This window comes from Aquihabitans sp. G128 (assembly GCF_019048865.1).
In the GTDB taxonomy this organism is placed as follows: domain Bacteria; phylum Actinomycetota; class Acidimicrobiia; order Acidimicrobiales; family Iamiaceae; genus Aquihabitans.
Genome location: NZ_CP077604.1, coordinates 3010823 through 3035231 on the forward strand (window position 1 = coordinate 3010823; position 24409 = coordinate 3035231).

18 protein-coding genes and 4 pseudogenes are annotated in these 24409 nt (G+C 73.9%); 10 read left to right on the forward strand and 12 right to left on the reverse strand.

What is annotated here, in order from left to right:
- Positions 1-10: 10 nt before the first annotated feature.
- Complete coding sequence (locus KSP35_RS14425) at positions 11-688, reverse strand: TetR/AcrR family transcriptional regulator (protein ID WP_216996502.1); 678 nt, start codon at positions 686-688, stop codon at positions 11-13.
- 85 nt (positions 689-773) lie between these two features.
- Positions 774-1563, reverse strand: a pseudogene (locus KSP35_RS25980) (SDR family oxidoreductase).
- Between the two features lie 162 nt (positions 1564-1725).
- Here KSP35_RS25980 and KSP35_RS14435 point away from each other — a divergent pair.
- Together KSP35_RS14435 and KSP35_RS25985 are read left to right on the forward strand one after the other, a co-directional pair.
- Positions 1726-3135: an FAD-binding oxidoreductase gene (locus KSP35_RS14435; RefSeq protein ID WP_216996505.1), complete on the forward strand. Its 1410-nt coding sequence runs from the start codon at positions 1726-1728 to the stop codon at positions 3133-3135.
- 76 nt (positions 3136-3211) lie between these two features.
- A pseudogene (locus KSP35_RS25985) lies at positions 3212-4769 on the forward strand (acetolactate synthase large subunit).
- A 337-nt stretch (positions 4770-5106) separates the two neighbouring features.
- Here KSP35_RS25985 and KSP35_RS14450 read toward each other — a convergent pair.
- Positions 5107-5886, reverse strand: a complete 780-nt coding sequence (locus KSP35_RS14450; RefSeq protein WP_216996510.1) for an SDR family oxidoreductase — start codon at positions 5884-5886, stop codon at positions 5107-5109.
- Positions 5887-5994: 108 nt separating this feature from the next.
- Here KSP35_RS14450 and KSP35_RS24515 point away from each other — a divergent pair, with 108 nt between their 5' ends.
- A complete protein-coding gene (locus KSP35_RS24515; protein WP_254126780.1) occupies positions 5995-6567 on the forward strand; it encodes an MgtC/SapB family protein in 573 nt (190 codons plus the stop codon).
- Between the two features lie 209 nt (positions 6568-6776).
- Here the strand turns inward: KSP35_RS24515 and KSP35_RS14455 are convergent.
- Positions 6777-8132, reverse strand: a pseudogene (locus KSP35_RS14455) (FGGY family carbohydrate kinase); the annotation flags it as partial.
- Positions 8133-8355: 223 nt separating this feature from the next.
- Between KSP35_RS14455 and KSP35_RS14460 the strand changes: the two are divergent.
- Positions 8356-9900: a DUF4153 domain-containing protein gene (locus tag KSP35_RS14460; protein ID WP_216996513.1), complete on the forward strand. Its 1545-nt coding sequence runs from the start codon at positions 8356-8358 to the stop codon at positions 9898-9900.
- 9 nt (positions 9901-9909) lie between these two features.
- Positions 9910-10296, forward strand: a complete 387-nt coding sequence (locus KSP35_RS14465) for a VOC family protein (RefSeq protein WP_216996515.1) — start codon at positions 9910-9912, stop codon at positions 10294-10296.
- Between the two features lie 809 nt (positions 10297-11105).
- Here KSP35_RS14465 and KSP35_RS14470 read toward each other — a convergent pair.
- From KSP35_RS14470 to KSP35_RS14490, 5 genes are all read right to left on the reverse strand, one after another.
- On the reverse strand, positions 11106-12197 hold the full coding sequence (locus tag KSP35_RS14470) for a TIGR03857 family LLM class F420-dependent oxidoreductase (protein ID WP_216996517.1): 1092 nt from the start codon (positions 12195-12197) through the stop codon (positions 11106-11108).
- A 57-nt stretch (positions 12198-12254) separates the two neighbouring features.
- Positions 12255-12758: a low molecular weight protein-tyrosine-phosphatase gene (locus KSP35_RS14475; protein ID WP_216996519.1), complete on the reverse strand. Its 504-nt coding sequence runs from the start codon at positions 12756-12758 to the stop codon at positions 12255-12257.
- Positions 12755-13231 carry a nucleoside deaminase gene (locus KSP35_RS14480; RefSeq protein WP_216996521.1) on the reverse strand — a complete coding sequence of 159 codons (477 nt, stop codon included), beginning with the start codon at positions 13229-13231 and terminating at the stop codon, positions 12755-12757. The genes KSP35_RS14475 and KSP35_RS14480 overlap by 4 nt, the downstream gene beginning before the upstream one ends.
- Positions 13232-13339: 108 nt before the next feature.
- Positions 13340-13828 (reverse strand): SRPBCC family protein, encoded by a 489-nt coding sequence (locus KSP35_RS14485; protein WP_216996523.1) that lies wholly within the window; start codon positions 13826-13828, stop codon positions 13340-13342.
- Between the two features lie 58 nt (positions 13829-13886).
- Positions 13887-16967 (reverse strand): CocE/NonD family hydrolase, encoded by a 3081-nt coding sequence (locus tag KSP35_RS14490; RefSeq protein ID WP_216996524.1) that lies wholly within the window; start codon positions 16965-16967, stop codon positions 13887-13889.
- A gap of 222 nt (positions 16968-17189) precedes the next feature.
- Between KSP35_RS14490 and KSP35_RS14495 the strand changes: the two genes are divergently transcribed.
- Both KSP35_RS14495 and KSP35_RS24520 read left to right on the forward strand, forming a co-directional pair.
- Entirely contained in the window at positions 17190-17852 is a 663-nt protein-coding gene (locus tag KSP35_RS14495; protein WP_216996525.1) for a TetR/AcrR family transcriptional regulator, read from the forward strand.
- An 85-nt stretch (positions 17853-17937) separates the two neighbouring features.
- Entirely contained in the window at positions 17938-18966 is a 1029-nt protein-coding gene (locus tag KSP35_RS24520; RefSeq protein WP_305853081.1) for an oxygenase MpaB family protein, read from the forward strand.
- Positions 18967-19136: 170 nt separating this feature from the next.
- Here the strand turns inward: KSP35_RS24520 and KSP35_RS25990 are convergent.
- Positions 19137-20057, reverse strand: a pseudogene (locus KSP35_RS25990) (helix-turn-helix transcriptional regulator); the annotation flags it as partial.
- A gap of 63 nt (positions 20058-20120) precedes the next feature.
- On the opposite strand from KSP35_RS25990, the gene KSP35_RS14505 reads away from it, so the two are divergent.
- From KSP35_RS14505 to KSP35_RS14515, 3 genes are all read left to right on the forward strand, one after another.
- Positions 20121-20540, forward strand: a complete 420-nt coding sequence (locus KSP35_RS14505; protein WP_216996527.1) for a DUF3224 domain-containing protein — start codon at positions 20121-20123, stop codon at positions 20538-20540.
- Positions 20541-20898: 358 nt separating this feature from the next.
- Complete coding sequence (locus KSP35_RS14510; protein ID WP_216996528.1) at positions 20899-22026, forward strand: DNA glycosylase AlkZ-like family protein; 1128 nt, start codon at positions 20899-20901, stop codon at positions 22024-22026.
- Positions 22027-22139: 113 nt separating this feature from the next.
- Entirely contained in the window at positions 22140-22661 is a 522-nt protein-coding gene (locus tag KSP35_RS14515) for a hypothetical protein (protein WP_216996529.1), read from the forward strand.
- Between the two features lie 149 nt (positions 22662-22810).
- Here the strand turns inward: KSP35_RS14515 and KSP35_RS14520 are convergent, their stop codons facing one another.
- Both KSP35_RS14520 and KSP35_RS14525 read right to left on the reverse strand, forming a co-directional pair.
- Entirely contained in the window at positions 22811-23458 is a 648-nt protein-coding gene (locus KSP35_RS14520) for a hypothetical protein (RefSeq protein WP_216996530.1), read from the reverse strand.
- A gap of 209 nt (positions 23459-23667) precedes the next feature.
- The gene (locus KSP35_RS14525; RefSeq protein ID WP_216996531.1) at positions 23668-24315 is read right to left on the reverse strand and encodes a hypothetical protein; all 648 of its coding nucleotides are present in this window, start codon (positions 24313-24315) and stop codon (positions 23668-23670) included.
- Positions 24316-24409 lie beyond the last annotated feature (94 nt).

Below are 24409 nucleotides of genomic sequence, written 5' to 3' on the forward strand. Positions count from 1 at the left end.
CGGGCTTCGGCTAGCTGGCTTCGGCCTCGACGGCGTCGTCCTGGTCGGCGGCCGCCCGGTCGAACCGGGCGAGGAGGTCGGCCAGCTCGTCGTCGGTGAGCATCGACGACGCGAGCAGCAGGCGCATGCCGGCCGCCAGGCGGGCCCGGTCGTCGGCGCCCACGCCGGCCAGCCGGTGCAGCATCGCCCCGTCCTGGAAGGCCTGCATGGCCCAGCCGGCGTCGGTCGACTGTGGTGCGCCCCGTCGGGCCAGCTGCCAGTCGATGCGGGCGGCGAAGCGCTCCACCACGGTGGCGACGTCGGCGCGCAGGTCCTCCTGGCGCCCGGCGGCCAGGTACAGCTCGACCTGGCTTCCCTCGGCGGTGGACGTGTTCTCGAGCACCCGGTCGATCACGTGGTCGATCGCCACGTCGACGGGCTCGTCCTCGTTCAGGACCCAGCGCCGCTCGGCGTCGTCGAAGTCGGAGATGCTGCTCTGGGCGCCCCGTCGCAGGGCCTCGGTGACCAGCTCGTCGATGGAACCGAAGAAGTAGCTGGTGGTCGAGAGCGGGACGCCCGCCCGGGCGGCGACCGCCCGGTGGGTGACGGCGCCGGCGCCGACCTCGGCCGCCAGCTCGGCCGCAGCGTCGAGGAGGGCCGCTCGCCGCCGTTGGGCGCTGGCCCGGTGGGCGCGGCTGGGAGCGGTCATGGGGCGATCGTAGAACACTCGTGCCAGACAATTCGGACACCGGTCCGGACCGCTGTCCGTGTCCTCGGGGCCCCTCCGAGCGGCTTCACAGGTCGGGCAGGCCGAAGTCCAGGTTGGGCTGCTCGAGGCCGCCGTCGACCTCCACGACCTTGCCCGTCAGGTACGAACCGGCCTGCGACGCGAGGAACAGGACGGTGGCGGCGATGTCGTCGGCGTCGCCGATGCGCTTGAGCGGCGTCACCTCCTCCATGGTCGTGCGCATGGCGTCGTCGTCGAGCACGACCTCGAAGCGCGGAGGTCGCCACCGAGCCCACGGCGATGGCGTTGACCCGGATGCGCGGCGACAGGTCCCGCGCCGCAAGACGCGTGTAGTGGGCGAGCGCCGCCTTGGCCGTGCCGTAGGCCAGGAAGCCTCGACCGGTCACCCGCCCCATCACCGACGAGATGCCCACGATCGAGCCCCCGCCCGTCTCCAACATGAGCGGCACCGCCGCCCGGTTGAGGGCGTGGGCGGTGACCACGTTGAACGAGAACGCCTCGGCCAGGAAGCGGGGCGAGGTGTGCTCGAAGGGCCGGGGCATGGAGCCGCCCAGGTTGTCGACCACGATGTCGAGCCGGCCGAACGCCTCGACCGCGGTGGCCGCCAGGCCGGCCACCGTGTCGAGGTCGCTCAGGTCGGCGGCCACCACGTGGGCCCGTCGCCCGGTGGCCTCGACCTGGGCCGCCACCTCCAGGAGCTGCGCCTCGGTGCGAGCGGCCAGGAGCACGTCGGCGCCGGCCTCGGCCAGGGCGACCGCGGTGGCGGCGCCGATGCCGCGCCCTGCGCCGGTCACGATGGCGACCTGGTCGGTCACGAGGAACTTGTCGAGGATCACGGCGGGACTCCGGGGCTGGCGATCTGACGGGTCGTCAGATGTTGGCAGACGCCGACTCCACCCGCTGGCCGCCGCCCGCGGCTCGCCCCTCGTCGACGGCGAGGACCGCCGTGGCATGCTGGCCGCCGCCGATCCGGGGACACGACGCAGGGGGCCGCGCGCATGACCACCACGACCATCGACCACGCGACGGAGCTGGCCGCCCTCGTGGGCGCCGACCACGTCCTCGTCGGCGACGCCATCAACGACGACTACACCCGGGACGAGGCGCTGACCTCGCCGGCGCACCGGCCGGCCGCCGTCGTGCGCCCCGGCTCCACCGAGGAGGTGGCCGCGGTCGTCACCTGGGCCGCCGCCAACGGCGTGCCCGTCACCGCCCGAGGCTCCGGCACCGGCCTCTCGGGCGCCTGCATCCCCCAGCCCGACGGCATCCTCGTCTCCTTCGAGCGCATGGACCAGATCCTCGAGATCGACCTCCGCAACCACGTGGCCGTCGTCCAGCCGGGCGTCACCCTGGCCCAGCTCGACGAGGCCACCAAGGCCCACGGCCTCATCTATCCCGTCCAGCCCGGCGAGAACTCCGCCAGCCTCGGCGGCAACGTGGCCACCAACGCCGGCGGCATGCGGGCCGTCCGGTACGGCGTGACCCGCAGCCAGGTGCTGGGCCTCACCTGCGTGCTGGGCACCGGCGAGGTGCTCACCACCGGCGGCAAGTTCGTGAAGGCCACCTCGGGCTACGACCTCACCCAGCTCGTCATCGGCTCCGAGGGCACCCTCGCCCTGGCCACCGAGGCCATCCTGCGCCTCCACCCCCGCCCCACCCACGGCGCCACCGTCCTGGCCCCGTTCACCACGCTCGACGAGGTGGCCGCCGCCATCCCCCACATCGTCGGCTCGGGCCTGCAGCCCTCGATCCTCGAGTACATCGACCTGGTGTCCATGGCCGGCATCACCTCGAGCGCCGGCCTGGAGCTCGGCATCCCCCAGGAGATCAAGGACACCGCGCTGGCGTACCTGGTGATCGTCCTGGAGGGCACCGTCGCCTCGCGCATCGAGGAGGACACCGCCGCACTGGGCCAGCTGCTCGGCGAGCTGGGCGCGCTCGACCTCTACGTGCTCCCGCCGAGCGCCGGCGCCGCCCTGGTCGACGCCCGCGAGAAGGCGTTCTGGACGGCGAAGGCGCTCGGCGCCAACGACATCATCGACCTCGTGGTCCCCCGCGCCGAGATCCCCGGCTACCTCGCAGCGGTGAAGGTGATCGCCGACGACACCGCCTCGCTGGTGGTGGGCTGCGGCCACGCCGGCGACGGCAACGTGCACCTCTCGGTCTTCCAGGGCGACCCCGCCGTGCGCTCGGACGTGGTGGGGCGCATCCTCCGCGCCGGCGCCGACCTCGGCGGCGCCGTCTCCGGCGAGCACGGCATCGGCACCGCCAAGAAGGCCTACCTCGCCGCCATCGAGGACCCCGCCAAGCTCGACCTCATGCGCCGCATCAAGGTCGCGTTCGACCCCACCGGCATCCTCAACCCCGGCGTGATCTTCGATGCCACCAGCCCGGCGGAACACCCGTGAGCGTCGAACCGCTGCGCAGCTGAGCATCCAGCTTCACCCCCTCCACCACCTCGAAGAACCCCGAAGGACACGAACCATGAACGGTGCCCAGGCACTCATCCGCACCCTCGTCGACGCCGGCGTCGACGTCTGCTTCATGAACCCCGGCACCTCGGAGATGCACTTCGTGGCCGCCCTGGACGACGTGCCCGAGATGCACGGCGTCCTGGCCCTGTTCGAGGGCGTGGCCACCGGCGCGGCCGACGGCTACGCCCGCATGGCCGACAAGCCCGCCGCCACCCTGCTGCACCTCGGCCCCGGCCTGGGCAACGGCCTGGCCAACCTGCACAACGCCCGCAAGGGCCACACCGCGATGGTCAACATCGTCGGCGACCACGCCACGTACCACAAGCAGTACGACGCCCAGCTCGAGTCCGACATCGAGACGGTGGCCCGCAACGTCTCGGCGTGGATCCGCACCTCGGCCAAGACCGACGAGCTGGCCGCCGACGCCGCCGAGGCGGTGGCCGTGGCCTCGGGACCGCCCGCCCAGGTCGCCACCCTCATCCTCCCGGCCGACGTGAGCTGGACCGGGGGCGCCGAGCCCGTCGCGCCCGCCACGCCCGTCGCACCGGTGGCGGTCACCGCCGAGGCCGTCGCGGCGATCGCCGCCGTGCTCACCGGCGACGAGCCCGCCGCCCTGTTCATCGGCGGGCGGGCGTGCCGGGCCGATGCCCTCGTCGACGCCAGCCGCATCGCCAACACCACCGGCTCGAAGCTCATCGCCGAGACGTTCCCCGCCCGCCTCGAGCGCGGCGCCGGCCGGGTCCCGGTCGACCGGTTGGCCTACCTGGCCGAGTTCGCCGCCATGCAGCTCGACGGCCTGCAGCACCTCGTGGTGGTCGACACCAAGTCGCCCGTGTCGTTCTTCGCCTACCCGGGCAAGGCGAGCGACCTGGTGCCCGAGGGCTGCCAGGTCCACGTCCTGGCCGGCGCCGAGCACGACGTCGCCGGCGCGCTCGCCGCCCTGGCCGACGCCGTGGCCGCCCCCGCCGACGCCGCCACCATCCAGGCCGAGGCCCGCCCCCGCGCTGCCCACCGGTCCGCTCACCGCCGAAGGCGTCTGCAGCGCCCTCGGCGCCCTCATGCCCGAGGGCACGATCATCTCCGACGAGGGCAACACCTCCGGCCTGTTCGCCGCCGGGTTCACCGCCGGCGCCCCGGCCCACGACTGGCTCACCCTCACCGGCGGCGCCATCGGCCAAGGCCTCCCCGCTGCGCTCGGCGCCGCGGTGGCCTGCCCCGACCGCCAGGTGATCGCCCTGGAGTCCGACGGCTCGGCCATGTACACCCTGCAGGCCTGGTGGACGATGGCCCGCGAGCAGCTCGACGTGATCACGGTCCTGTTCAACAACTCGTCCTACGCGGTCCTGAACATGGAGCTCCAGCGGGTCGGCGCCACCACCGTGGGCGAGAAGGCTAAGGACATGCTCGACCTCACCCGCCCCGACCTCGACTTCGTGGCCCTCGCGACCGGCATGGGCGTCCCCGCCACCCGCGCCACCACCGGCGAGGAGCTCGTCGAGCAGCTCGAGGCCGCCCTCGCCGCCAAGGGCCCCCACGTCATCGAGTGCATCGTCCCCTCCATCATCTGAGTCGGCCCCCGGCCGTGGATTCCTGTCGCCAGGGGTCGGTGGGCGACCCCTGGTGACAGGAATCCGTCCGCCGTGGCGATTTGGTGGGGTTCGTCCGATCTCATCGCCGAGGACCGTGGATTCCTGTCGCCGAGGGTCGGTGGGCGACCCCGTACGACAGGAATGGCAGGCAACTGCCACCGAACCGGACGAACACCACCCGGCCGCCGGCCCAGCCTCCGTTGCGTCGGTTCCCTCCGGCCCCCGCACCGCAGCGAGAGGCCCTCGTCGCGCGAACCGGGTGACCGGCGACCAGAGCAGCCAGAGAGAGCCGAACCCCCGGCGTCGCCGAGCGGGATCAGTCGAGGGCGAGCGGTCGGGGCCAGGACTCGGGGCGGAGGGCGGCTTCGGTGCCGCCGTCCATGACGAGGAAGGCGCCGCAGAAGAAGGCGGCCTCGGGCGAGAGCAGGTAGGCGAGGAGGCCGGCGACCTCGGTGGCCTCGCCGGGGCGGCCCTGGGGCATGGGGTAGATGTCGCCGATGCTCGACACCATCTCCCACAGCCCCTCGGTGAGCGGGGTGTCGATGAAGCCGGGGGCGATGGCGTTGAGGCGGATGCCGGCGCCGGCCCAGTCCTTGCCCGGTGCGTGGCGGCGCACCCAGACGGCGAGGGCCAGCTTCGAGGCGGGGTAGGCGCCGATGCCGTCGGTGCCGGCGGCGAGCCGGGCGCGCTCCTCGTCGTCGGCCAGGCACCACTCGGCGACCTCGATCGGGTACGACGGCTGGGTGGTGACCGAGTTCGAGCTGATGGCGACCACGCTCGGCTGGGTGCCCCGCTCCAGGAGCGGCCGCAGCCCGGTGAGGGTGGCCACGGCGCCGAAGTAGTTGATCGACACCGTGGCGGCGCCGTCGTCCTTGCCCTGGATCCCGGCCCCGACGACCAGCCCGTCGAGCACGCCGTCGCAGCGCTCGTCGACCTCGCGGACCATGGCCCGGCGGCCGCCCTCGGTGGACAGGTCGGCGGTCACGTCGGCGTCGCGCACGTCGATGCCGATCACCCGGTGCCCGTCGGACTCCAAGCGCTCGGTGGTGGCGCGGCCGATGCCTCCGGCCGAGCCCGTGATGGCGATCGTGGCCAACGTGCCGTTCCTTCGTCGTGGGGTGGGCCCGATCGACCGTAGGCGAGCAGGCCGGCGTCCGCTGGGGCGGTGGCTCCGCTCCGGCCGTCGACCGGTAGCGTCGCCCCGGTGGACCTGACGGGGTGGTTGAGCCAGCCGGCGGCGCAGGTGCTGGCCCTCCAGTCGCACCGGGGCGAGCTGCTCGTGCACCTCTTGGTGGCGCTGGCGCTCACGTGGTCCATCGGCTTCGAGCGGGAGCTCCGCGGCTCGGCCGCCGGCGACCGCACCTTCTCGCTGGTCGGCCTGGGCTCCGCCGTCATCGGCTACCTCGCCCTCGACCACGCGCCGAACGCGCTGGCCGGCGTCGTCACCGGCATCGGCTTCATCGGCGCCGGCGTCATCATCCACGGGAGCAACCCGTCGCAGGCGCCCGACGGCACCGACGACGACCCACCGGGCCTGGGCGACGAGGACATGCGCATGGTCCGCGGCGTCACCACCGCCGCGACCATCTACCTCGCCGCCGCGGTCGGTGCCGCCTGTGGTCAGGGCCAGCTCCTGCTGGCCCTGCTGGCCACCGGCTTCAGCCTCTTCCTCCTCGAGGTCCGCCACGTGCGGGCCCTGCGGTGGATCGACGGCCGGCACTGGCGCAAGCGCTTCCACGACGCCGATGCCGAGGCCGAGGACCAGCTCGACGGCTGACGGGCCGCCCCGGCCTCAGCTGGCGCGCCGAGGCGGAGCGGGCGCAGGGCGTCGAAGGCGCCCACGAACTGGGCGTGGGCGGCGTCGTGGACGGCGGCCGCGGCGGGGTCCGGGTCGTAGCGCTCGCCCCACGCCGTGCCGAGACCGGGCGCACCGTCGGCGACCGAGGACCCCGTCCCGCTGACGACGGCGGACCAGGCCGCAGCGGCACGCGCCCCCGCGTGGCCGGGATCGGCGAGGGCGTGGACCGGGCGGCCGAGCACGTCGGCCAGCACCTGGCACCAGCCCGGCGAGCGGGCGGCGCCGCCGGCCAGCACGACCTCGGTGGCGGCGTGGCCGCTGAACGCCTCGACCGGCCCGACCAGCCAGCGCAGGTTGTGGGCCACGCCCTCGACGGTGGCGCGCACCAGGTCCACCCGATCGGTGTCGAGCGAGACGCCAACGAAGCCGCCGCGCACCGACGGGTCGGCCTGCGGCGCCATCGACCCCGAGAGCCAGGGCAGGAACCGGACCCCTCCCGCCCCGGGAGGCGAGGCGGCCAGCGCGTCGTCGAAGCCGGCGAACGGGTCGTCGACCCGGTGGTCGCCGAGCGCGTCGTCGGCGTGCACGAAGCGGGACAGCACGTGCTCGACGGCTCGGCCGGCCAAGCCGTTCTCGGCCCACACCAGGTACTCCCCCGGCCGCACGCCGGGCATGGCGAGCACCTCGTGGTCGAGGTCCAGGCCGAGGTGGTCGGTGGTGTCGAGCACCACCCCGGTGGTGCCGATGGCGATGCCGATGCGCCCGACCACGTCGGCCCCGGTGGCGAGGGCGGCGGCGTGGCTGTCGGTCATGCCGGCCACCACCGATACGTCAGCAGGCAGGCCGACCTGCTCGGCGACCGCAGCGAGCACGGTGCCGACCACGGCGTCGGGAGCCACCAGCTCCGGCAGGCGGCTGCGGTCGACGCCGGCCAGCGCCACCAGCTCGTCGTCGTAGGCCACCTGGCCGAGCACGCGGTTGTCGACCAGCTGGGCCGCGAACATCGAGCCCTGCGTGGCGGTGGTGCGACCGGTGAGGCGGGTGGTCACGTAGTCGACCGGTTCGAGGTACGCCGCGGTGGCGGCGTGGACCGCAGGCTCGTCGAGCTGGAACGCCAGCAGGTGGCCGAGGCTCAGCCCCCCGCCCATGGGTGGGATGGGGTGGCGCTCGATCCACGTGAGGAAGGCGTCCTCGTGGCGGGCCAGCATGGCCCGGCAGTGCGGCGTGCCCCGGGTGTCGAGGTAGAGCCGCATGGGCGCCAACGGCTTCCCGTCGGCATCGACCGGGACGATCGACGAGTACTGGCCGCACACCCCGATCGAGCCCACGCCCGCCAGCCCGCTGGGCCCCGCCTGCGCGCCGAGCTCGACCAGGGCGGCGAGCAGGGCCAGCCAGAGCGCGTCGGCGTCCAGCTCGACCCCCACGGGCGACCGGTCCCAGGCCACCCCGCGCGAGGCGTGGGCCAGGCCGGTCCCGTCGTCGTCGACCAGGACGGCCTTGACGTTGGTGGAGCCGATGTCGATCCCGATGCGCTGCACGGACACCCTTCCCTGGCGGACCCGGCGAAGCTACCCGCCCCCCACCAGCGGCCCCGGCTGCCGTGCACCCGATCTCCACACCATGCGCGGGACCCCTGCACCAGGGGTTCCGTACCGTCACCGGGACGGGCCGCATGCGTGCGGGAGCAGACGGGGAGCGGACGTGGACGACGCGACACCACCAGGACCAAGACCGGAGCCGGCGCTCCCGCCGCCACCGGCGCGACCGGTGACCGGCACCTGGGCCGCCACCGCCACCGCGCCGCGGTCGGCGACGTGGGACGCGGTGCCGCCGCCCCCAGGCCCGCCGCCTGGTCCTCCCCGCCACGCTCGGCCCGCCCGCCCGCCCCGGGCCGCCGACCCTGCGCCCGGCCGACTGCTCGCCCTGACCGTCGGGGCCGGCATCGCACTCGAGCTGGGCCTGCGCGGTGGCCTGGCCAACCTTGCGGTCACCCTCGGGCTGGGCCTCGTCGCGGCCGGCCTGGCCACGGGCGGCCGCGTGGCCCGACGGGCAGCCCGCCGGTTCGCACTCGGCGCGCTGGCCCCTGTCGCCCTGCTCTCGGTGGTGGCCAGTCCCTGGCTGATCGCCGCCGACCTGGGCGCCGTCGCCATCCTCATGGCTCTCGCCGTGATCACCGCCCGAGGCGGGCGGGTGACCGACCTGTCCCCCGCCCAGGCACTGGCCCGACTCGGTGCGGTGGTGCCCGCTGCATGGTCGGCGCCCCGTTCGCTGGCCGGGCTGGTGCCCCGGCCGTCGGCAGCGTCGGGCGACCGGGTCGGGCGCGTCCTGCGGGGCCTGCTCGTGGCGGTGCCCATGCTGGCGGTCGTCGTCGGGCTGCTCGCGTCGGCCGACGCGGTCTTCGCCAGCTTCGTCTCCCCCGACATCGACCCGGGGCCGGCCACCGGCCACCTCGTGCTCGGCGCCGTCCTCGGCCTCGCAGCGCTGGCCGTCGTGGGCGCGGCAGCTGCGTCGCCCACCGACCGAGCACGCCACGGCACCTTCGGCGCCGTCGAGGTCGTCACCATGCTCACGCTGGCGGTCGGGGTGCTCGGCCTCTTCGTGCTGTCCCAGCTGGTCGCGGCCACCGACGCCGGCCACCGCCTGGTGGCCTCCTCCGGCCAGACCCCCGCCGAGTACGCCCGCAGCGGGTTCTTCCAGCTCTGCTGGGCCACCGCCGTGCTCCTCGCCTTCCTGGCCGTGACCCGGGCCCTGGCCACCCCGGAGGCGTTCGCCGGCCGCGCCGTGCGGGCGCTGGCGGCGACGGTCCCCACCCTCGGGCTCGGCCTCGTGGTGGTGAGCCTCCGGCGCATGGCGCTCTACGACCTCGCCTTCGGCCTCACCATGCTGCGCCTCGCCGTGGTGGTGGCCACCCTGTGGTTCGCATCGGTGCTCGTGATGGTGGCGCTGCGCAACGCCGGCGTGGCCGACGGCCGAGAGTGGGTGCTGGCGGCCGCGCTCGCCTCCGCGCTCGTGCTGGTGGCAGCGGCCAACGTCGCTCGACCGGAGGCGATCGTCGTCCACCACAACCTGGCCCGCGCCCGCGCCGGCACCGACCTGGACGTCGCCTACCTCCGCAGCCTGTCCGCCGATGCCGTCGGTCCGCTGCTCGACGAGGCGGCGCGGGCGGACGACCCCGAGCTCCGCCGGGCGCTCCTCGCCGCCGCCGGCTGCGACGGCCGAGACCTGGACGGCGCCGCCGCCCTCAACCTGAGCGAGGCGAGGGCTGCCGCCCAGCGCGCCGAACGGTGCCGCATCGCCGGAGGGGCCTCGTAGAGTCTCGACGTGCCGATCCACCACCTCCAGCTCTGGGTGCCCGACCTCGAGCGGGCCGAGCGGTCCTGGGGCTGGCTGCTGGAGGAGCTGGGCTTCGAGCTCGGCCGCCGCTGGGACACCGGCTGCGTCTGGCGCCAGGACGGCACCGGCATCGTGATCGAGGCCTCGCCCGACATGGTCCCCGGCATGCTCCACTCCCGGCTCCGGCCGGGCATGAACCACGTCGCCTTCCACGCCCCCGACGCCGAGCGCCTGGCCGAGCTGGTGGCCGAGGCCCCCGACCACGGCTGGACCCAACTCGGCGACCACGCCCACCACCCGCTTCCCAGCGCCCTCACCGTCGCCTACCTCGAGGACGCCGACGGCTTCGAGGTCGAGCTGATCTGCTCGGCCTAGCCGCTCCTCGCAGCTGGTCGTCGCGGCCACGGCCGAAGTTGTTGCACTTCTGCACCGAGGGCGTGCAGGAATGCAACCGGTTCGTGGGGTGCGGGTGTGCGCCGTCGGGGTTCAACCGCAGCCCGGGGCGGAAGGGCCCCGGGCCGCGATCGGTACGCCGGCTGCAGGAGAGGGGCGCAACCGGCGCCAGGGGGTCTGACCGGTGGCCTGTGGGCCCATGACGGTCGATGCATCCGAAGTTCGCCGGTCACCCGTCACACCCCCCGGCGGCTCAGGCGACGGGCCTGAGCTGGTCGCTGGCCGTCGCGGCAGGGTCCTGAGCTGGTCGCTGGTCGCTGGGGTTCGTCGGATCACGGCTGCTGGCTGCGGCACCGGGGCCGGCGGGGAACCCCGCGACGGAGGCTGGGCAGGGCGGTTTGGTGGAGTTCGTCGGGTTTTGCAGGGGGCATGGCCGCTTCGGGTGTCAGTAGTGGGTCCTGGGCAACAACTACTGACCCCTGGGCACGACCGACCAGCCGCAGGTGTCACTACTCGTTGCTGGGCAACGAGTACTGACACCTGGCACGGGGATGCCCGAGCTCGGGCGTCTTCGAAGCGGACGAGAACGCCGCATGCGAACGAGCCCGAGCTCCGCCACCAATGACGCCGCGGCTCCGCCGTCGTCGCGCCCTTCGACGACCGAGACCCGCCACCCATCCGATCGACGACGCCGGCGGGAACCGCTCCGGCCGAACCCCAGGCAATCCCCCGCTGGCCGGGCCCGCCGGGGGTCAGGCGCGGGCGCTGCCGGAGCCCGCACCCGGCGGGGCTCAGGAGCGGGGGCGGCCGGGGTTGGGGAGGAGGAGGTCGGCGCCGTCGGGGCGGGGGAGGTTGCGGTAGGCGACGGCGACGGGCTCGAGCTCGGCGGGGGTGGAGCCGTGCATGATCACGCCGTCGACGCCGAGGTCGAACTGGGCGCGGACGGCCGTGGCGCACTGCTCCGCGGTGCCCATGGCGGCGGGGGCGAGCCACTCGTCGGGGATGAGGGTGGCGATGTGGGCGAGCTGGGCGTGGTCGGCCACCGAGTCGATGGCGCCGGGCACCGAAGAGGCGACCTCGTCAGCCCGGAAGCGGTCGAGCACGGCGGGGTCCCAGCCGTTGGTGCGGACCAGGAGATCGCCGTAGCCCTGGAGGTAGGTGGCGAGCCGGCCGACGGTGCGGCGCAGCCGGTCCTCTTCGTCGAGCGGCTCGGCCACGGTGGCGTAGCAGGACCAGATGCGCACGGCGTCCGGATCACGACCAGCCTCCTCGGCGGCGCGCCGCACGGTGGCGGCCGCGTTGGCCGTGGTCTCGTCGGTGAAGAACGTGTGGAGCACCACGGCGTCGAAGGCGCGGCCGGCCAGGGCCAGGGTCTGCGGGCCGAACGCCACGAGCAGCAGCGGGATGTCCTCGTCGAACGTGCTGTCGAGGTGCAGCACCGGCCAGTGGCCGGCCGGCCCGCGGTGGTCGAAGATCGCCTCGCCCTTCCACAGCCGGCGCAGCAGCCCGGCCACGTCCTCGAGCTGGGCGGTGGTGATGGGCGGCAGGCCGTAGGCCGCCTGGAGCGGGGCGATGCCCCGGCCCAGGCCCAGGGCGAACCGGCCCTCGGTGAGACGGTGCATGGTGGTGGCGAACGACGCCGTCACCAGCGGGTGCCGGCTGTTGTGGTTCGTGGCGGCGGTCGCCACGCCCAGCGTGGAGGTGAGCGCACCGGCGGCCGCCGAGAGCGTCACCGCCTCCTTCACGTTGTAGCGCTCGGAGACGAAGCCCGAGCCGAGGCCCACCCGCTCGGCGTCGACCACCTCCTGGCGCAGCGGCTGCGGCGTGGACGGCCCCCCGGCCAGGACGTAGAACCCGAGCTCGTTCAGCGCATCGTCACCCATGGGCGGCACCGTACCGCCCGGGGCCTGACGGGTCGTCAGGTCCTGCGGGCGGATCGATCAGGGCGAGGCGGGCGGGCCGTCGTCGGCCAGGAGGGCGTCGAGCAGGCCGGGCAGGCTGGCCTCGATGAGGTGGAGGGCCAGGTCGAAGTCGTCGTCGTTGCCGTACCAGGGGTCGGGCACCTCGCTGTCGGCCGGCGAACCGGGGTCGAAGTCCCGGAGGAGCACCACCTTGGCCGCCTCTTCGGGCGTGGGCGCGAGGCGCCGCAGGTCCTCGGCGTTCGCCCGGTCGAGCGCCACCACCAGGTCCCGCGTCGCGAAGTCGGCGGCGCGGAACTGCCGGGCGCGGTGGCCGACCGGGAGGCCGTGGCGGTCGAGCGCGGCGGTGGTGCGCGGGTCGGCGCCCTCGCCTTCGTGGTAGCCGGCGGTGCCGGCGGAGTCGACCACCAACCGGTCGGCCACGCCGTGCTCGTCGGCCAGGTGGCGCAGCGCGGCGGAGGCCAGGGGCGAACGGCAGATGTTGCCGAGGCAGACGAAGGTGACCCGGCGGACCGATGCGGTCACTGCTCCCAGGCCCCGTCGAACACGCCACGGGCCTCGGCAGCCAGCTCCTCGCACGGGCCCTCGACGATGATCGGCCGGTTGCCGCGGAGGAACACCTCGCTGGCGCTCAGCGACAGGGTGGGGACCGACCCGGGCACCAGCTCGGCCAGCTCGGCACCGGAGAGGGCGAAGACCAGGCGGCCGATGCCGGCCCAGTAGTGCGCCCCGGCGCACATGGCGCAGTGCTCGCAGCTGGTGAACATCGTGCTGGCCGCCCGCTGCTCGGGCGTGAGGTTGCGCGACGCCCATGCGGCGAGGGCCAGCTCCGGGTGCGCGGTGACGTCCTTGGCGGAGTGCACGGCGTTCTCCCGCTCGGCCAGCACCTCGCCGTCCGGGCCCACCAGGATCGACCCGAAGGGCTCGTCGCCCCGGGCCCGGGCCACCTGGGCCAGCTCGAGGCACCGCTTCAGGTGGGCGACGTCGTCGGGAGCCATGGCGGCACCCTATGGCCCGCCGAACCGCATCCGGTCCGGTCGGGCCCGTTCCACCCGAGGCCCCGGCCGAGTTTCAGAACGGCGTCCGGGCCGGGGCCCGCACCGGGCTCAGCGGCGGCCGGCCACCTCGGAGGCGAGGCTCTTCATGGCCTTGGTGAGGGTGCGCGACAGCACGCGCTGCAGCACCGGGCCGAGCGGCTTGAGCGGGAGGGTGGGGTCGAAGGCCATGCGGTAGGTGACCTTGGTGCGCCGCGGGCCGAGGTCCTCGATGGTGACCCGCTCGACCAGGGCGCGGAAGCCCGGCGGCTTCATCTCGGTGGCGGTGAAGGACCACAGCCGCTCCTCCTCCCAGGCGATGAAGCGCTCCTGGAAGGTGGACCCGCCGTGCAGCACCACCTGGCGGGTGGACCCCACGCCGGTGGCGGGGTCGGACGTGGCTCGGCACGACTTCACGCCCAGGAACCACGTCGGCCAGGCCTCGTAGTCGAGCAGCACGGCCCAGATCTCGGCCGGGCTGGCGGCGATCATCGCCGAGCCCTCGGCGCGCACCGGCGCGGTGTCGGCGAAGCCGATCTCCTGCGGGGTCATCGTGGCCATCGGAGCCTCCTCGTCACGGGCGGCCAACGTACCGGCTGGGCCGGGAGCGCTCGGCCGCTCAGTGGACGCGGGCGGCGTAGGCCGTCGAGCGCAGGACCTCGTCCATCACCGTGGCGAGCGGGGTGCCGGACGCGAGGCGGGCGGCGGTGGCGGTGAGCTCCCCGGCCGTCGGTGCCCGGCCGAGCATTGCGGCGTAGGTGGCGGCGACGTCGACCTTGGGCTGGGTGACGGCCTTGAACGCCGCGCCCTCGCTGTAGATCGCCATGACCGCGCCGCGGGTGAGGTGCTTCCCGTCCAGCGCCTTGGTCAGGTAGTCGACCGTGGCGGCGGGGCCGGCGCCACCGGTGGTGTTGGCGAAGACCCGCTGCACGTAGGCCCGGTTCGACAGCTTGCCGTAGCGAGCGGTGAAGGCGGAGCTGGTGGCGAAGCCGTCGGCGAGGACCGTGAGCGAGGTGCCCTTGCGCTTCTTGACCAGCCACGAGTTGAGCCCGGCGGGCGACGGGGCCTGCTGGAGGAACGCCTGGTAGAGCCGCAGCACCGGGTCGACGTTGGTGCGGGCGTCGCTGCCTCGACGGATCGACGCCAGGTAGTCGCCGGCCGGCTTGCCGGCGGCCAGCGCCTTGGCGTCGCCCGTCACCCACGCAGCCGGCGCCGAGCCGGTGAAGTCGGTGAGCTGGCGGCGCACGAACGCCGGCCACGTGCCGAACAGGCGCAGGCCCTTGGGCGCCACCTGCACGGGCAGCGAGGCGTCGGAGGCCTGCGGGCTCGCCCCGGCCACGTGGGCCTGGACCCGGAAGGCCAGCGGCACGCCGTCGGCCTGGTCGGCGAAGGTGGCCTGGGTGGCACCGGCGGCGACCTCGATCGGGGCGGGGGCCACGGCACCGGCCGGCGCGCCGGCGCCCAGCACGGCGCTGACCGTGTAGCCGGTGGGGGCGGCGCCGATGGTGGGCGCGGTCCACGTGACCTTCACGTCGTCGTCGGTGACGGCGGCGGTGACGGCGGTGGGCACCCGGGCCGGCAGGTACGGGCGGCACGGCTGGTTGCGCAGCGACACCGACTGGGTGGTCACGCCCGGCAGGGAGCACGGAGGCAGGGCGGCGGCCACGGCCGGCGACTGGTTGGCGGGCAGGCGGGGCAGCACGACGCGCGACGGGTGGCCCACGCTGTGGCCGATCTCGTTGGTCGACGTGCCGGGCAGGTCCTGGAAGGCCCAGAACGGCTGGTTGCCGCCCGGCGCCTCGACGTTGATGCGCAGGCGGGACCCGGCCCGGATCACGTGGGCGAACGGGAAGATCTCGACCCGCACCTTGGTGAACTCGCCGGCGGGCAGCGGCGCGGCGTCGGCGGCCTGGTGGTCCTGGTACGGCACCAGCTCGGTCGAGCGCGACGGGTCTTCCTTGCGGTGGCTGGCCCGCAGCCAGCCGCTCTGGATGTAGACCTCCTGGCCGTCGGGGCGGACCTCGGTGAGGGTGACCTCGAGGTCGGTGTCGGCGGCCGACGACCGCAGCCACAGGTCCGCGCTGCCCTGGCCGGCGTAGGCCACCTGGGTCGGGTAGGCGGGCGTGAGGAAGCTGAGCGAGTTGCCCTCCTTCAGCGGGTCCCAGGCGACGGCCGGGTGCGGGGCCCACTGGTCCTCGGTGCCGAGGGAGGAGGTCTGCGTGCGCTTCGACGTGGGGTCGTAGGTGTAGCTCGGCGCGCCGCGGGCGGCGGTGTCGGGCACGGTCGACGTCGCCGCGGTGGCCGCGCCGTCGGGCTGCAGGTAGAGCTTCTCGTTGGTGATCGAGTCGATGGGCCAGTTGGCGTAGCGGGTGGTGACCGGCGCGAGGGGCAGGCCCTCCTTGCCGGCGACGTTGCCGTTCTCCCAGCGGATGCGGACCCGGGGCTTGGACTCGTAGTACGCCTTCGCCGCCTCGTAGGTGCTGAAGTTGCCCCAGGTGTTGAGCGGCAGCCCGAACGACGACTCGTACTCCGAGCTCTTGAACAGGTCGGCGAGCTCCTTCGGCGCACCGAGGTAGAGCAGGTTCGACGTGTGCGGGACCCGCTTGGCCACGTAGAGGTCCATGAACACCATGGACTCGAAGATCTCCGAGGGGGCCATGGGCTCGACGTGCACGCCGTTGGTGAACGAGGCGAACACCTTGGTGCTCTTGGCGAAGAAGGGCACCAGGTTCGCCGAGCTCCCGCCGGTCTGCTCGTCCTGCCACTGGGCGGCGAGGAAGGTCGGGACCTCGATCTTGTTCACGAAGGTCTCGGTGTTGAGGTAGTCGAACTCGTGCTCGGCGAAGGGCGTGGTGCGGATGCGCTCGAGCAGCGGCTTGGCCTGGAGCCGCATGACCTGGTTGGCGGCGCAGCGGGTGTCGCCGCCGTTGATGCGGGTCCGGACCCAGGGGCGAGCCGCCGGCTTGGCGTTGTTCTCGCGCTCGCTGGCCCAGCCGTAGGCGAAGCCGTTGTTGAGGATGCCGCCCGGGTAGAGGATGCCGCTGTAGGTGTCGGAGTAGGGCGACAGCGGGGCGATGGCGTCGAGGTGCGGCGGGTGGGTGGCCGCCACGTAGAGCTGGCTGTAGCCCGAGTACGAGATGCCGGCCATGCCGACGTTGCCGTTCGACCAGCTCTGGTGGGCCAGGTTCTCGATCACGTCGTAGCCATCGAGGCCCTGCAGGGTCTCCATGAACTCGAAGCTGCCGCCGGAGCAGCCGGTGCCGCGCATGTTCACGCCCACCACCACGTAGCCCTGGTACGGGTAGGTGGCGGCCTCGCGCGGGGCGTCGCCGGGCTGCGACGGGTCGTAGCCCGAGTAGTTCACGATGACCGGCCAGGGGCCGGTGCTGCCGTCCTTCGGCATGGTGACGTTGACCGAGACGTCGGTGCCGTCACGGGTGGTCAGGTAGCCGAAGCCGGCGGCCAGCGGGTGGGCGGCGGCCTCGGCGGCGTACCAGCTGTCGGCGGGGTGCTGGGCCGGGGTGGTGACGGTCAGGCCGCCGACGGTCTCGCCGCCCTCGCGGACCTGGTAGCCGGACCCGGCGGTGACGGTGCGGAAGAGCTTGGCCCCGGCGGCATCGGCGGTGCCGGACTGGACGACGGTGCCGGCGGCGTCGAGCAGGTCGACGGTGGAGCCGGCCGGGTGGCCGTAGGTGTACACCTGCTCGACGCTGCCCCGAGCGGTGAACGTGGGGTCTGCGCCGGCAGGTGCGGATGCGGCCGACACCCCCACGGCAGACGCCAAGATGCACAACGCCACGATCGTCCGACGCATCGGAACCCCTCCCACAACGGAGCATTCGCTCCGCTTCTCCGCTGCGCAGTGTGGTGGCCGGCACGACCCCTTGTCGAGCCACCCCCGACGTGGCAGGGTAACAACTCCATGAGCACTGTTACATCGGTGGCCCGAGACGGCCGGAGCGGGCTGGCCGACGACCGCCGGGCGGCCGACCTCGACGGCGATCCCACCACCGACCGCATCCTGGGCGCGGCCTACGAGCAGCTCCTGGCCTTCGGCCTCCGCCGGTCCAGCATCGAGGACATCGCCAAGCGGGCCGGCCTGGCCCGGGTCACCGTCTACCGGCGCTTCGGCTCCAAGGACGAGCTCATCCGCGAGGTCCTGCTGCGCGAGGGCCGGCGCGTCTTCGCCGAGGTCGACGCCGCCGTCGCGTCGTTCGACGAGGCCGAGGACCAGCTGGTCGAGGGCTTCGTCGCCATCCTGCGCACCGCCCGGTCGCACCCGCTGCTGCAGCGGCTGCTCACCACCGAGGCCGAGGTCGCGGTGCCGTCGCTCACCACGCACGGGGCGCCCGTGGTGGCGCTCGGGCGCGAGTACCTGGCCGGCCACCTGCTCACCGCCCAGGAGCAGGGCCGCCTCGGCGCCGCCGACGTGCGGGCCGTGGCCGAGGTCCTGGTGCGGCTCACCCTGTCGTTCCTCCTCACGCCCGAGAGCGTCATCCCGCTCGCCACCGACGACGACGCCCGGGCCTTCGCCCACGCCTTCGTGCTCCCCGCCCTCCTGCTGCCCACCGCCCCCACCTCCTGACCCCGGCTCGAGCCCCGCCGGAACCACCCGGACGGGGCGCACGGCCCCGCCTCGGACCCCTCGCCGCACCGCAGACTGGAACCGCATGACCGCCACCACCCGCCCCCGTCCCACCGCCCCGGCCCGGCCCATCTCCCGGGCGGCGCTCGAGCTGCTGGCGCCCAAGCCGGTGTGGGTGCCGCCCAAGCCCAGCGCGGTGGAGCTGGCGGCGGGCATCGTGAGCGGGACGGCGGCGGCCATCGCATCGCCCCTGCTGGTGAAGCCGCTCACCGCGGCGTTCGCCCCGCTCGGCACCGACCCCACCACCTACGAGGCCACCGAGGACGAGCTGGGCGACCCCGGCTGGTTCGGGCCCGACAGCGTGGCCTGGCGGGTGCACGCCGACCACTCGCTGCTCATCGCCGGGATCGCCGCGTTCACGCTGCAGACGCTGCACCCGCTGGCCATGGCCGGCGTGGCCGAGCACTCGGCCTTCGCCGATGACTTCCTGGGTCGCACCCGCCGCACCGGCGAGTTCGTGCAGGGCGTGGTCTACGGCTCCTCGAGCGAAGCCGAGCGCCTGTGCCGCATGGTGCGCAAGATCCACACCCGCGTCGTGGGCGTCGCCCCCGACGGCCGGCCCTACGCCGCCAACGACCCCGACCTCCTCGACTGGGTCCACATCTCGGAGTACCTGGCCATCGCCGCGGCCAACCGCCGCTTCGCCGTGCAGCCCATGAACCGCCGCGAGCTCGACCGCTACGTCGACGAGGTCGCCCGGGTGGGCCTCGGCACCGGTGTGGTCGACCCGCCCCGGGACTGGGTCGGCCTCAACGCCGCCCTCGAGCACCACAGACCCAACCTCGCCGTGGCCGAGTACGCCGCGGCCGGCGTGGCGTTCCTGGACGACCCGCCCATCCTCCCCGCCGCCGCCAAGCCGGTCTGGAAGGCGCTGTGGTCCGGCGCCGTCGCCTGCCTCCCGCCGGTGGCCCGCACGCTGCTGCGCCTCCCCGAGCCCACCACCCTCGAGCTGGCCCGCTGCCGCGTGGTCCTGCGCACCATCGGCTCCCTCGGCGACACCCCGCCCCGCCTCGCCGCCGCCCGCCGCCGCCTCGGCCTCCCACCCGAGGGCTGACGGACTCGCGCTGCCCCCCCGGTCGACCCACCGCCGAACTTGTCGCAGTTGTCGACCGGGGCGTCGTCCAACTGCGACGAGTTCGGGGTTTGGCTCGCGGTCAGGGGCGGTTGGCGGCGAGGAGGGCCTCGGCGTTGGCGGCGACGACGGCGCGGAGCTCGGGGGGGACCGAGGACCTCGATGGGGCAACCGAGGCTGGCGATCCAGCGGGCGACCTGGCGCACGGTGGGCCCGCCGGCGGTGACGATGGTGGCGCCGGGGCCGTCGGGCTCGTGGAGGCCGACGGTGCGGGGGATGACCTGCTGTGCAGCCTCCGCATCGAGGGGGAGGCGGAGCCGGGCCTGCACGGCGTAGGGGTCCACGCCCATGCCGCGCGACACGAGGTCGGCCGGGTCGGGCGGGTCGACCAGCTCCACCGGTTGCCGGGTGACGTGGACCTCGCCGATGCGGTCGACGCGGAGCGTGCGCCAGGCGTCGCGATCGACGACTCGGCACGCCAGGTACCAGCGGGGACCCGACCGGACCAGGCGGTAGGGGTCGACCCGGCGCTCGTGCTCCTCGCCGTCGCGGGGCGTGTAGGTGAGGCGGACCCGCTCCCCCTGGCGGCAGGCCTGGGCCAGGGTGAAGAAGAGGCTGCCGGCCACCCGGTCCGGCGAGCGGCCCTGGAGGTCGACCACCGTCTCGTGCACCGAGCGGACCCGGGCGGCGAGCGGGGCGGGCAGCACCTGGTCGAGCTTGGTGAGGGCCGAGACGGTGGCGTCGTCGAGGCCGGCCACGCTGCCGTCGGCGGCCAGGCGCAGGCCCACCGCAACCGCCACGGCCTCGTCGTCGGCGAAGAGCAGCGGCGGGAGGTTGGCGCCGCGGCCGAGGCGATAGCCGCCGTGCGGACCGGCCTCGGCGTCCACCGGGTAGCCGAGCTCGCGCAGGCGGGTGATGTCTCGGCGGACGGTGCGCGTGGTGACCTCCAGCCGCTCGGCCAGCTCCGGCGCCGACCACGTGGGCCGGGCCTGGAGGATGGAGAGCAGGCGCAGCAGGCGGGCCGAGGTGCCCAGCCCGCCGTCGTCGCTGCCCGTCGTCCGCCCTTCGGCCATGGGTTCCAGTGTGGTCGACGATGCGGACCGAAGCTGTCCGGGTTGGCCCGTACCGTCCTTGACATGACCTCCACCACCACCCGCACCGCCAACGCCACCATGTCGTTCTCGAAGTGGGACGAGGAGCCGGGGTGGGGCCCCGACGCCCCGCTCCCCCGCCTGGCCCAGGCCGACGTCGCCTTCGGCTACGAGGGCGACCTCGTGGCCCAGGGCTCGTGCCGGTACTCGCTGTCCTACGGCGCCGACGGACGGGGCACCGCCCTCGGGTTCGAGGCCATCGAGGGCTCGCTCGACGGCGTCGAGGGCGGGTTCGTCATCCGCCACGAGGCGGCCTTCACGCCCGACGGGGTGGAGCTCTCGTTCGCCATCGTCGAGGGCTCCGGCACCGGCGGCCTGGCCGGCATCGCCGGCTCGGGCAGGTCCACCGCCGACCACGGCTCGCAGTCCTCGCCGTGGTCCCTCACCTACGAGCTCCCGTCGTGACGCGCCGCGCACCGGCCGGCGTGACCGGGGTCCGGTCCTCGGTGGTCGCTCGTGCCCACCTCGTAGCGACAACTCGCTGGGCGAGCGGCCCACCGAACGCCGCCTCCGTCGCGGACGGGTCCGAGGCGTGCGACCGTCCGGGGCGCCTCGCGGCGACGCCAGAGCACCCGATGGACCCGACCCCCACGGCCGGGCCCGACGGGTTGGTCGCTCGTGCCCACCTCGTAGCGACAACCTGCCGGACGGGCGGTCCGCTGACCGCGGCGACCGCCGTGCCGAGGCACGCGAACCCCGCGCCTGGGGCTCGGGCCGCCGCGGCGACGGACCGGGTCGACGATGGAGCGGGAAGGATGCGGGCATGAGCGACGCCATCGAGGTGACCCGGGAGCAGGCGCTGGCGTACCGGATCCAGGCCCAAGGCCTGGACCGGTCGACCGCGGAGGCGAAGGACCTGGACCTGTGGGACCTCGGCCTGCAGGACGCACCGGCCGGCTCCGCCCGCCTCTCGCTGGCCGCCCGGCTGCCGGGCGGGCTGGCCGACGTGCCCGACCTGACCGACGCCCGGTCGTGGACCTCGGTGTGGGCCACCCGGGGCGCGCCGATCGTGCTGCGGCACGGCGACGAGGCCCGCATCGCCGCCGCCCTCTGGCCCACCGACGACGCCGACGCCATCGGCCGCCTGGCCGGCAACGGCCAGCAGTTCCGCAAGCACGGCACCGACCCCATCGAGGCCATCCGGACCACCGCCAAGGCCCTGCGCGCCGCGGTGAAGGAGCCCACCACCAAGGGCAAGGTGTCGGAGAAGATCTCGCCCAAGCTTCCCGCCGAGCTCATCACCTGGTGCAAGGGGTGCCAGGCCCACCACCTGGGCGACCAGCTCATGCGGCTGGCCGGCCTGCCGGCCGGGCTGCGGCTGGTGCCCGATGCCAGCCCCGCCACGCTGACCCCCATCGCCGGCTGGAAGGGGGCACCCCGCAAGACCGCCGGCCTCGACGCGCTGGTGCTCGCCTACCTGCACCTGCACGGTCCGGCGTCGGCTGCCGACGTGGCCGCCTACCTCGGCAACACGCAGAAGCCGGTGAAGGGGGCGTGGCCCGACGGGCTGGCGGCGGTGAGCGTCGACGGCCGCAAGGCCTGGATCCCCGAGGACGACGTCGGCCGCCTCGAGCACCCCGACCGCACCGACGTGGTGCGCCTCCTCCCCCGCAGCGACCCCTGGCTCATGAGCAAGGACCGCGACGTGATCGTGCCCGACAAGGCCGCCGCCAAGGTCCTCTGGCCCGCCATCGGCTGGCCCAGCGCCGTGCTCGCCGGCACCGAGGTCGTCGCCGCGTGGCGCACCAAGGCCACCGCCAAGCAGCTCACCCTGACCGTCCAGCCCTTCACCACGCTCACCAAGGCCGTGAAGGACCAGATCGCCGCCGAGTCGATCCACGTCGCCCAGGCCAAGGGCTTCCCCGAAGCCACCATCACCTACGACACCTGACGCCGGGCCCCACCACTGAGCCGATCCGGCACCGCTGCAGACCGATTTGACCGGTTGGTCCACACTGTCGGGATGGGGAGGCAACGGCGGGCGAGCGGCGCAGGGGTCGACTCGTGACCCAGCGCCAGGATCTCGTGCAGCGGGCGCTGGCCGGCACCGACGAGTGGCACCGCGTCGTGGGCATCGCCGACCGGCTCGACCGGCACCTGCAGGAGCCGGCGGTGATGGACCGCCTGCTCACGGCCAACCAGCCGGGGCAGTCGAGCGGGCTGGTGCAAGCGACGTTCCTGCACGAGGCCATCGCCCTCGGCTTCCGCAGCGAGGCCAAGGGACTCTTCGCCGCCTACGAGTCGGGCCTACGTCCCGACTACCACCTGCCGATCGACGACACCGGCATCATCCTCGAGGTCGAGCGAGGCAAGACCACCATCAACAACATGGACCTCCTCGACTTCTGGAAGTGCCACATCTGCGAGCACGCCGACTACCTCTTCCTGATGGTGCCGATCGAGCTCCGCCAGAACCCCACGATGAGCCCGCGCCGAGAGTTCGCCACGGTGGCCCGCCGACTGGCCACCTTCTTCCGACCGGGCAACGAGACCAACGTCCGCGGCCTCGTGCTGTTCGGCTACTGACCGCATGGCCTGGCCGGTTTTGCCCCGGCCGACCAGGACCGTTGTCGCTGCGAGGTGGGCCCGAGCGATCTCGGTCGCTCCGAGGTCCGGCAGAGGGTCGGCGGTCAGGGCCTGGGTGGGGACGGGCCCTGACCGCCGGGAGGTGACCGTCAGTCGGCGACGGCTTGGGCCTGTTGGATCGTGAGGGTGAAGGTGGTGGTCCTCGGTACTGCGGGGAGGGTGCCGGCCTGGCCGTTGGTGGCGGTCCACGTGAGGGCCCAGTCGACGGTGACCTCCACGGTGAAGGTGCCGTTCCAGTCGAAGGCGTGGGCGCAGTCCGACGCCGACCAAGCGGCGTCGCGGCCCTCGACGTACGGGGTACCGCCACCGATGCAGTCGAACGAGGCGTTCTCGGTCGCCGCCTTCCCGGTGCCGCCGGAGACCTTGACGTGGGTGGTCTGCGGCGTGGCGTTGAGGGTGACCGACAGGCCCGGCACGGTGGCGGTGGTGGCCGCCGGCTGGGCGTTGGTGACCCAGAACCACACCGGCACGCCGACCAGCTGGATCGCTCCGTTGCGGGGCGGCGACGTGCGCACCTCCGGCGTCGGCAGCACCAGCTGCTGCTGCGCCACGGCCAACACCATCCCCGCCGTCGGCACCGGCGGATACGTCAGGAACGAGTCGCTCGACCCGTCATCGATCCGCTGGCAGACCATCCACCGCTTGGCCTTCGCCTTCTGGGCGGCCGTGTAGGTCTTGCTGTCCCACAGCGGCCGGCCGTTCACGGTCATCGTGCCGAGCCCCACCGGCAAGCTCAAGCACCCGTCGTACACCGGCTTCGACTTCTTCACCGACCGCCCCCCGCTGCCACCTCCCCCGGAGCCCGTCGCCGCCGTCGCCGTCCCGCCCGTCGCAGTGGAGCCAGCCGATGCTCCCGCCGTGTCGAGACCGGGGTCACTCGCTCGAGCCGGCGCAGCGCAAAGGGCAACAAGAAGGAGCGTCGCCGAGACGCAAGCTATTAGCCGCTTCACCGACCGCATCCCTTTCCGTCGGGCCACTCGCCGAGGAGCTGTTGAGAGCTGATACGCCAAAGGCCATCGCCGTAGGCCATCGAGGCACGGCTGTGTCGGCTGGCAACTGCGTCATTCAGGACGGTGCCACCGGACGTCACCTGCCTCGTGTCGTCGACCAAGCAGAAGGTGACAAGGGCTTGCGCTGGGGTTTCGAGTCGGACCTTCTCGACAGCAGGTACCGGGGCCCGCCCGTCGCCCGGGAACTCGGCGTGAGCGTCCTTCTCGACGTATCCGCGGAGATTCTCCTGCGCCCTGCCAAGGCTCGTGCCAACGAAGGACCTCGACAAGGCGGGATCCTCGGGGTCCGGTCGTCCTGTGATCTCGAAGTAGACGGCGTGAGCCTTTAGGAACGCCGCTTTGACCTTGGCTTCGGGCGACTGGGGCTCGGTCGTCGTGGTGGTGGTGGACGAGTGGTCGGTCGTCGACGAGGTCGTGCCTCGTACAGCCGAGGTGGTCGTGGTCGAGGTGGGGGTGTGGTCGATGGTGGCGGTGGGGCCCTCGCTGGTGTCGTTCGAGCAACTGCTCACGAGGAGGGGGACGGCGAGGGCCGATGCCAGCAGGAGGTGGGCGGGGAGCCTGCGGCCGGACCGGGGCCGGGGCATCCGGCGTGGGTCGGTAGCGGGCCCGGGAGCGGCGGGAAGCACGGGCATGGGGCCGAGTATGCGAGCCCTAGCCCTTCAAGGCAACAGGATCATT